This window comes from Paraburkholderia sediminicola, assembly GCF_902859805.1.
Classification (GTDB): Bacteria; Pseudomonadota; Gammaproteobacteria; order Burkholderiales; family Burkholderiaceae; genus Paraburkholderia; species Paraburkholderia sediminicola.
Genome location: NZ_CADIKC010000040.1, coordinates 1 through 540, shown reverse-complemented (window position 1 = coordinate 540; position 540 = coordinate 1). Strand labels below are relative to the sequence as shown.

The window sequence follows — 540 nt, the reverse complement described above, 5'->3', positions numbered from 1 at the left end:
TGAAGCTGGTTGCGCATGTTTCGACTTCCTCCTGTGTGAGCCGGTTCGTGCGGTAGCGCCAGCTCACCTGCAGTTCACCGTCGGCTACCAGTGCGTCGAGCTGTAGCGCTTTTGCCTGCGTATCGGTGAGGCCCGCCTGTACCGAGTCGCCGCCCCGCTCGTCTGCGAACGCGAAGCGCGCCGACTCCGGCAGGCTTGCGTCGAACTGGCCCAGATAGTTGAAACCTACCGTTGCCTGAGGCAGTCCCGCCAGTGCCTCGCGGACCGTTTCATCCTGCGATGCGCGTGCCTGCAGCAGGCCCCAGTGCAGACCGCGTTGTGGCACTTCGCCCAGTGCAGTGCGTACGGTGTGCAGGGTGTGACTGGCGTCGGCATCCGCTTCGAGCACGACCGGATAGCGTGTCGTGAACCAGCCGACCGTGCGTGTCAGGTCGATGTCATCGAGGATGTCCTCGCGGCCATGGCCTTCGAGCTCCACCAGCACGCGTGGGTGTGCGCTGCGTTGCGCCAGCGTGCGGGTGAGCGCGGCCAGCAGCAGGA

Annotated in this window: 1 protein-coding gene; it reads right to left on the bottom strand. The window is 65.7% G+C overall.

What is annotated here, in order from left to right:
- A partial coding sequence (locus tag R8871_RS38320) for a condensation domain-containing protein (protein WP_246288094.1) occupies window positions 1–540 on the bottom strand: 540 nt, incomplete at both ends.